Origin of the sequence: Burkholderia sp. HMSC10F09 (genome assembly GCF_001806955.1) — a bacterium.
GTDB classification, from domain to species: Bacteria; Pseudomonadota; Gammaproteobacteria; order Burkholderiales; family Burkholderiaceae; genus Burkholderia; species Burkholderia multivorans.
Genome location: NZ_KV786820.1, coordinates 24,889 through 32,636, shown reverse-complemented (window position 1 = coordinate 32,636; position 7,748 = coordinate 24,889). Strand labels below are relative to the sequence as shown.

Below are 7,748 nucleotides of genomic sequence, written 5' to 3'. Positions count from 1 at the left end.
ATGTCCTAGGCCTCTAGACGAAGGGGACAAAATCTTTTCAGATTTGTCTGGTTTCGCTATCAACTACTCGATAACAGCGAAGCCGGAAATTTTAACTGCTTTAAATCGTTTTGTGAAGCATTTATTACTACATGACTTCGCGAAACGATTCGTTTGTTCTGTTGGTGGAGGTAAGCGGGATCGAACCGCTGACCTCTTGCATGCCATGCAAGCGCTCTCCCAGCTGAGCTATACCCCCTTGCAGAACAGAAATGAGATTATATGGACCTACTTTGCAGTTGTAAATAGCTTTTTGCGAATCGGGCGAATTTTTTTGCGAAGCCACGTCATCGTCGACGCGCGGCCTCGCGTCGACGCGCACTTACGCGAGCGCCGCCTCGATGCGCGACACGACGACGTCGCGATCGAACAGCGCGAGCACCGCGTCGATCGACGGCGTATGCGTGGTGCCCGCCACGAGCAGGCGCACCGGCATCGCGAGCTGCGGCATCTTCAGCTTGTGCGCGGCAAGCGTCGCCTTCAGCGCGGCCGAGATCGCATCCTTCGTCCAGTTGGCCGCCTTCAGCGCGGCGGCGAGATCGGCAAGCGCCGGCCGCACGGCGTCGGTCAGGTGCTGTGCGAGCGCATCGGCGTCCGGCGCCGGCACGCGGTAGAACATCGCCGCGCCTTCCGCGATTTCCTTGACCGTCGTCGCGCGATCCTTCATCAGCGCGATCACGGCCTCGAGCGCCGGGCCGGCCGCGAGCGCCGCGTCGTCGATCGCCAGCGCCGCGAGGAACGGTTTCGCGAGCGCGGCCAGGCGCGCGTTGTCGGCTTCCTTGATGTAGTGCGCGTTCAGCCAGTTCAGCTTGTTGTGGTCGTACTGCGCGGGCGACTTGCCGAGATGCTCGAGATCGAACCATTCGACGAACTGCTCACGCGAGAAGATTTCCGCATCGCCGTGCGACCAGCCCAGACGCGCGAGATAGTTGACGACCGCTTCCGGCAGATAACCGGCGTCGCGATACGCCATCACGCTCATCGCGCCGTGACGCTTGCTCATCTTCTCGCCCTGCTCGTTCAGCACGGTCGGCAGGTGCGCATACACGGGCGGCTCGCCGCCGAGCGCGCGCAGGATGTTGATTTGGCGCGGCGTGTTGTTCACGTGATCGTCGCCGCGGATCACGTGCGTGATGCCCATATCCATGTCGTCGACGACCACGCAGAAGTTGTAGATCGGCGTGCCGTCAGGACGCGCGATCACGAGATCGTCGAGTTCCTCGTTCGAGATCTCGACGCGCCCCTTCACCGCGTCGTCCCACACGACGGTGCCCGTCAGCGGATTGCGGAAACGCAGCACCGGCTTCACGCCCGGCGGCGGCTCCGGCAGCACCTTGCCGGGCTCCGGACGCCACGTGCCGTCATAGCGCGGCTTCAGGCCGGCCGCGCGCTGGCGTTCGCGCAGCGCGTCGAGTTCTTCGGCCGACATGTAGCACGGGTAGGCAAGCCCCTTCTCCAGCATCTGCGCGAGCACCTCGCGATAGCGGTCCATCCGCTGCATCTGGTAGATCGGGCCTTCGTCGAAATCGAGACCGAGCCATTCCATCCCTTCGAGGATCGCGTCGACGGCCTCCTTCGACGAGCGTTCGACGTCGGTATCCTCGATACGCAGCACGAACGTGCCTTTCATCTTGCGCGCGAACGCCCACGGATAAAGCGCGGAGCGGATGTTGCCGAGGTGGATGAAGCCGGTGGGACTCGGCGCGAAGCGGGTACGGACAGGACGGGTCATAAACGGTAACTCGAACGCCTGGGGCGCATGAATGATTCGACGCGGGATCGGCGGCGGCCATGCGAGCGGCTGCGTGCCGGCGACGCCCGGAACGGGAAAGAAGCCGGAATTATACTCGCGCCGCCCATCGCGCCAAGCGCGCCGCTTGCTTTATGATGTGCGCGCCGCGGCCGCCTGCCGGCGCCGCGCCGGTCGCGCGAACCTTGCCGCGCCGCCGCTCGCGAACCTATCGCCGCGCGGGCCCGACGGCCCGCCGCCCAGCCGCCGGAGAATCTTCGATGTCGTCCCCTCGCCTGTCGCGCCGCCAGTTCACGATCGCGTGCGCGTCCGCCAGCCTCGCCGCCTGCACTTCGTTCGGCGGCAAATCGCGCTCCGACAGCGCATCGAGTGCGACGCAGCCGCACGAAAAGCCGGTCAAGATCGGCATCGCGCTCGGCGGCGGCGCCGCGCGCGGCTTTTCGCATATCGGCGTGCTGAAGGCGCTCGAGGCGCGCGGCATCGCGATCGACCTCGTCGCCGGCACGAGCGCGGGCTCGGTGGTCGGCGCGCTGTATGCGTCGGGGATGAACGGCTTGCAGATCAACAAGATCGCACTCGACATGGATCAGGCGTCGATCAGCGACTGGGCGCTGCCGTTTCGCTCGCGCGGGCTGCTGCAGGGCGTCGCGCTGCAGAACTTCCTGAACAAGGCGCTCAACAATCGGCCGATCGAGAAAATGCCGAAGCCGCTCGGCATCGTCGCCACCGATCTGCAGAGCGGCCAGCCGATCCTGTTCCAGCAGGGCAATACGGGGCTCGCGGTGCGCGCGTCGTGCAGCGTGCCGTCCGTGTTCGAGCCGGTGAAGATCGGCAACCGCGAATACGTCGACGGCGGGCTCGTCAGCCCGGTGCCTGCGTCGTTCGCGCGCCGCATGGGCGCGAACTTCGTGATCGCGGTCGACATCTCGGCGCGCCCCGACGGCGCGGCGACGAACAACCCGATCGAGATGCTGCTGCAGACGTTCACGATCATGGGCCAGACGATCAAGACCTACGAACTCGACAAGTACGCGGACGTCGTGATCCGGCCGAATCTCGCCGCGATGGGCGGCAGCGACTTCAACCAGCGCAACGCGGCGATCCTCGCGGGCGAGGAAGCGGTCGCGCGGATCATGCCGGAACTGCAGCGCAAGCTCGCCGCGGCGCGCGGCGTTCCCGTCGCGTAACGTACGGCGCCGCCGTCGCGCCGCACACACAAAAGCCCCTGCCGCCTTCCGGCGACAGGGGCTTGTTCGATTCCGTCCGACCCGGACGAAAGCGCGTCAGTTGTTCGCGTTGTCCGCGTCGTTGCCGATCGTTGCGCGCACACGCTGGCGCAGATCGTCGGCCTTCATCGGAAACTGCGTCTCGATCCGGCGCGCGCCGGTGAAACGCTTTTCCCAGTAGCTGCTGTCGAGATCGTCGACACGCACGGTGCTGCCCGTCGACGGCGAGTGCACGAACTTGTTGTCGCCGATATAGATGCCGACGTGCGAGAACGTGCGGCGCATCGTGTTGAAGAACACGAGGTCGCCCGGCTTCAGGTTACTCATGCTTACCTTTTCGCCGACTCGGCTCATCTCTTCGGCGCGACGCGGCAGCGACATGCCGAGCGTGTCCTGGAACACGTAGCGCACGAAGCCGCTGCAATCGAGGCCCGAATCCGGCGAGTTGCCGCCCCAGCGGTAGCGCACGCCGATCATGTTGAGCGCGCTGACGACGACGTCGCCCGCCTTGCCCGCCATGCCCGACAGGAACGACTTCGCGCCGCCGCTCGACGGCTGGGCATTGGGCTGCTGGAGGGAGGAACCCGACCCGATCTGCGTCGAATTCGTGACATTTTGGTTAAAACTGCTGACTTCGTCGGCGAAAGCGCCGGGAGCTGCTGCGAACAGGGCGCCGATGAACAGCCCGGCGAGGGTGCGCGCGCATGCCTGGGTCAGGGATCGATGCTGCATTGGTCGATGGAATTTGCTTAAAAATCAGCTGATTGGCGGAAAATTTCGGTCGATACTAGCCAGCGCGTAATCGTTTGTCAAAACAAATTAAAAAATTCAATCGAGATAGTCTGACCATTGAGCCCTATCACGCTTTCCAGACCGCTTTCAACAGTTTTTGTGTGTAAGGATGTGACGGCCTCGCGAAGATCTGCTCGACGTCGCCCGACTCCACGATCATCCCGCCCTGCATCACCGCGACACGGTGCGCCATCGCACCGATCACCTCCAGGTCGTGGCTGATGAAGACATAGCCGAGGTTGTATTTCTGCTGAAGATTCGCGAGCAGCTTCAACACTTGCTGCTGGATCGAAACGTCGAGCGCGGACGTCGGTTCGTCGAGGATCAGCACGCGCGGCTCGAGCACGAGCGCGCGCGCGATCGCGATCCGCTGGCGCTGGCCGCCGGAGAATTCATGCGGATAACGATGCAGCACGGTGCGGTCGAGCCCGACCTCGCGCAGCACCGCGACCGATTTCGCGCGGCGCGCGTCGGGCGTCAGGTCGGGCCGATGCAGTTCGAGCCCCTCGCCGACGATCCGCTCGATCGTGTGACGCGGCGACAGCGAGCTGAAGGGGTCCTGAAAGACGACCTGCATGTTCGCGCGCAGCGCGGTCTGCTCGCGGCCGCGATACGTCGACAGCGCGCGGCCCTGGAATTCGATGTCGCCGTGTACGGTCTTCTGCAGCCCGAGCAGCGCCATCGCAAGCGTCGATTTGCCGGAGCCCGATTCGCCGACGATGCCGAGCGTCTCGCCCTGCCGCACCGACACCGACACGTCGGACACCGCCGTCACCGGCGTCGTGCCGAACCAGCCCGCGAGGCCGGGCCGCTTGCGCGCGAACTGCACGCTGACGTGACGCGCGTCGAGCAGCACCGGCGCGATCGGCATCACCGGCGCGACCGCGCGCTGCGGCCGGCTGTTCAGCAGTCGCTGCGTATACGGATGCTGGGGCTCGGCGAAGATCCGCTCGACGGGCCCGCTCTCGACGAGCCGGCCACGCTCCATCACCGCCACGCGTTCAGCGAAACGCCGTACGAGGTTCAGGTCGTGCGTGATCAGCAGGATCGCCATCCCGCGCTTTTCCGCTTCTTCGCGCTGCAGTTCCAGCAGCAGATCGACGATCTGCGCGCGGATCGTCACGTCGAGCGCGGTGGTCGGCTCGTCGGCGAGCAGCAGACGCGGCCGGCAGGCGAGCGCCATCGCGATCATCGCGCGCTGACGCTGCCCGCCCGACAACTGGTGCGCATAGCTGTCGACACGCCGATCGGGTTCCGCGATGCCGGTGCGCGCGAGCAGCGCGATGGCGCGCTTGCGCGCCTCCGCGGCGCTCACGCCGTCGTGCAGCACGATCGTCTCCGCGATCTGCGCGCCGATCGTGTACAGCGGATTCAGCGCCGTCATCGGTTCCTGGAAGATCATCGCGATGTCGGCGCCGCGCAGCGCGCGCATCTCGCGCTCGCTCTTCGCGCCGAGGTCCTGCCCCGCGAAGCGGATCGTGCCGCCCACGTCGGCGTCGCGCAGCAGGCGCAGGATCGACAGCGCCGTCACGCTCTTGCCCGAACCCGATTCGCCGACGAGCGCGACGCGCTCGCCGCGGCCGATCGCGAACGTCACGTCGTCGACGGCGACCGTGTCGCCGAAGCGCACGTTCAGATGCTCGAGCGCCAGCAACGGCTCGTCGTGCGTCGATACGGTCGCGCCGTTCATCGCTGCCCTCCCGCCGCACGCATCGAATCGGCGATGCGCGTGTCGAGCGCGTTGCGCAGCGCGTCGCCCATGAAGGTCAGCAGCAGCAGCGTCGCGACCAGCACGCCGAACGTCGACAACGAGATCCACCACGCATCGAGATTGCCCTTGCCCTGCGCGAGCAGTTCGCCGAGGCTCGGCGTCGGCGGCGGAACGCCGAGCCCGAGGAAGTCGAGGCTCGTGAGCGCGAGAATCGCGCCGCTCATGCGGAACGGCAGGAACGTGATCACGGGCGTCAGGCTGTTCGGCAGCACGTGGCGCCAGATGATCTGCCAGTTCGTCAGCCCCATCGCGCGCGCCGCGCGCACGTAGTCCTGCGTGCGGTTGCGCAGGAATTCGGCGCGCACGTAGTCGGCGAGCCCGATCCAGCCGAACAGCGACAGCAGCACGATCAGCAGCAGGAAGCTCGGCTCGAAGATCGACGCGAAGATGATCAGCAGATACAGCTCGGGCAGCGAGCTCCAGATCTCGATCAGCCGCTGTCCGACGATGTCGATGCGGCCGCCGAAAAAGCCCTGCACCGCGCCGGCGGCGATCCCGAGCAGCGTGCCGATCGCGGTCAGGATCAGCCCGAACTCGACCGACACGCGGAATCCGTACACGAGCCGCGCGAACAGGTCGCGGCCCTGCGCGTCGGTGCCGAGCCAGTTCTCGCGCGACGGCGGCGCCGGATTCGGCTCCTTCGAGAAGTAGTTCAGCGTGTCGTAGTAATAGCGGTTCGGCGGATAGACGACGAAGTTGCCGGGTGCCTCGAGCCGCTTGCGCACGTACGGATCGAGATAGTCGGCCGGCGTCGGGAAATCGCCGCCGAACGTCGTCTCCGGATACGCGTGGAACAGCGGGAAATAGTAATGACCGTCGTAGCGGACGACGAGCGGCTTGTCGTTCGACCACAGCGGCGCGGCGATGCTGGCCGCGAACGCGACGACGAAGATCACGAAACTCCAGTAGCCGAGCTTCTGCTGCCGGAAACGCTGCCACACGCGGCGTGCGGGCGACGGCGACACGTGCGCCCGCGCGGCCTCGACGCGGGACGGCGCAGCGACGCGGCTCATCGCGCACCTCGTCGCGACGCGGCGCACGGACTGACGAACGGGCCGCGGCGCGGCAGGCGGACGGACGGTTTCAAGTCAGCGCTCCAGGTTTTCGAATTGAATGCGCGGATCGACCCACACGTAGCAGAGGTCCGAAATCAGCTTGGTCGCGAGCCCGATCAGCGTAAACAGATACAGCGTGCCGAGCACGACCGGATAGTCGCGGCGCACGACCGACTCGTACGACAGCAGGCCGAGGCCGTCGAGCGAGAACAGCGTCTCGATCAGCAGGCTGCCGGTAAAGAAGGCGCCGATGAACGCGGCCGGAAAGCCGACGATCAGCGGCAGCATCGCGTTGCGGAATACGTGCTTCCAGAGCACCGTACGCTCGCCGAGCCCTTTCGCCCGCGCGGTCAGCACGTACTGGCGGCGGATTTCGTCGAGGAACGCGTTCTTCGTCAGCATCGTCACGACCGCGAAGCTGCCGACGACCGACGCGGTGATCGGCAGCGCGATGTGCCACAAATAATCGAGCACCTTGCCGGCGACCGATAGCTGCGCGAAGTTGTCGGACGTGAGGCCGCGCAGCGGGAACAGTTGCCAGAACGAGCCGCCGCCGAACAGGACGAGCAGCAGCACGCCGAGTACGAACCCCGGAATCGCGTAGCCGACGAGCACGACGAGGCTCGTCGCGACGTCGAACGGCGAACCGTTGCGCACGGCCTTCGCGATGCCGAGCGGCACCGAGATCAGGTACGTCAGAAAGAACGTCCACAGGCCGATGCTGATCGACACCGGCAGCTTCTGGACGATCAGCGACCACACGCTCTGATGGCGAAAATAGCTGTCGCCGAGATCGAAGCGCGCGAAGCGCTCGAGCATCAGCCAGTAGCGTTCGAGCGGCGGCTTGTCGAAGCCGTACAGCGCCTTCAGCTGTGCGATCTGCTGCGGATCGACGCCCGTATGCGCGCGCATGCCGAACGGCGTCGCGCCCTGCTCCGTCGCGCCCTTGCGCAGTTCCTGCACCGCCTGCTCGACGGGGCCGCCCGGCACGAACTGGATCACGACGAACGTGAGCGTCAGCACGCCGACGAGCGTCGGAATCATGAGCAGCAGGCGTTTGAGGATGTAGCTCCACATGGCGTCGACTCGCGATCGATAGGCTTGGATGAAAGTTC

6 protein-coding genes and 1 tRNA gene are annotated in these 7,748 nt (G+C 65.7%); 1 reads left to right on the top strand and 6 read right to left on the bottom strand.

Features of this window, described 5'->3' with window-relative positions; genetic code table 11:
- Nucleotides 1-162: 162 nt before the first annotated feature.
- Together HMPREF3115_RS20700 and gltX are read right to left on the bottom strand one after the other, a co-directional pair.
- Nucleotides 163-238: transfer RNA gene (locus HMPREF3115_RS20700), tRNA-Ala, on the bottom strand.
- A gap of 123 nt (nucleotides 239-361) precedes the next feature.
- On the bottom strand, nucleotides 362-1,771 hold the full coding sequence (gene gltX / locus HMPREF3115_RS20695; RefSeq protein ID WP_070555820.1) for a glutamate--tRNA ligase: 1,410 nt from the start codon (nucleotides 1,769-1,771) through the stop codon (nucleotides 362-364).
- Between the two features lie 278 nt (nucleotides 1,772-2,049).
- Here gltX and HMPREF3115_RS20690 point away from each other — a divergent pair, with 278 nt between their 5' ends.
- Nucleotides 2,050-2,976 (top strand): patatin-like phospholipase family protein, encoded by a 927-nt coding sequence (locus HMPREF3115_RS20690; protein ID WP_070555818.1) that lies wholly within the window; start codon nucleotides 2,050-2,052, stop codon nucleotides 2,974-2,976.
- Between the two features lie 96 nt (nucleotides 2,977-3,072).
- Here the strand turns inward: HMPREF3115_RS20690 and HMPREF3115_RS20685 are convergent, their stop codons facing one another.
- From HMPREF3115_RS20685 to HMPREF3115_RS20670, 4 genes are all read right to left on the bottom strand, one after another.
- A complete protein-coding gene (locus HMPREF3115_RS20685; RefSeq protein ID WP_006409815.1) occupies nucleotides 3,073-3,747 on the bottom strand; it encodes a C40 family peptidase in 675 nt (224 codons plus the stop codon).
- A 127-nt stretch (nucleotides 3,748-3,874) separates the two neighbouring features.
- The gene (locus HMPREF3115_RS20680; protein ID WP_070555816.1) at nucleotides 3,875-5,497 is read right to left on the bottom strand and encodes an ABC transporter ATP-binding protein; all 1,623 of its coding nucleotides are present in this window, start codon (nucleotides 5,495-5,497) and stop codon (nucleotides 3,875-3,877) included.
- Nucleotides 5,494-6,591, bottom strand: a complete 1,098-nt coding sequence (locus HMPREF3115_RS20675) for an ABC transporter permease (protein ID WP_006409817.1) — start codon at nucleotides 6,589-6,591, stop codon at nucleotides 5,494-5,496. The genes HMPREF3115_RS20680 and HMPREF3115_RS20675 overlap by 4 nt, the downstream gene beginning before the upstream one ends.
- Before the next feature lie 75 nt (nucleotides 6,592-6,666).
- A complete protein-coding gene (locus tag HMPREF3115_RS20670) occupies nucleotides 6,667-7,710 on the bottom strand; it encodes a microcin C ABC transporter permease YejB (protein WP_006409818.1) in 1,044 nt (347 codons plus the stop codon).
- Nucleotides 7,711-7,748 lie beyond the last annotated feature (38 nt).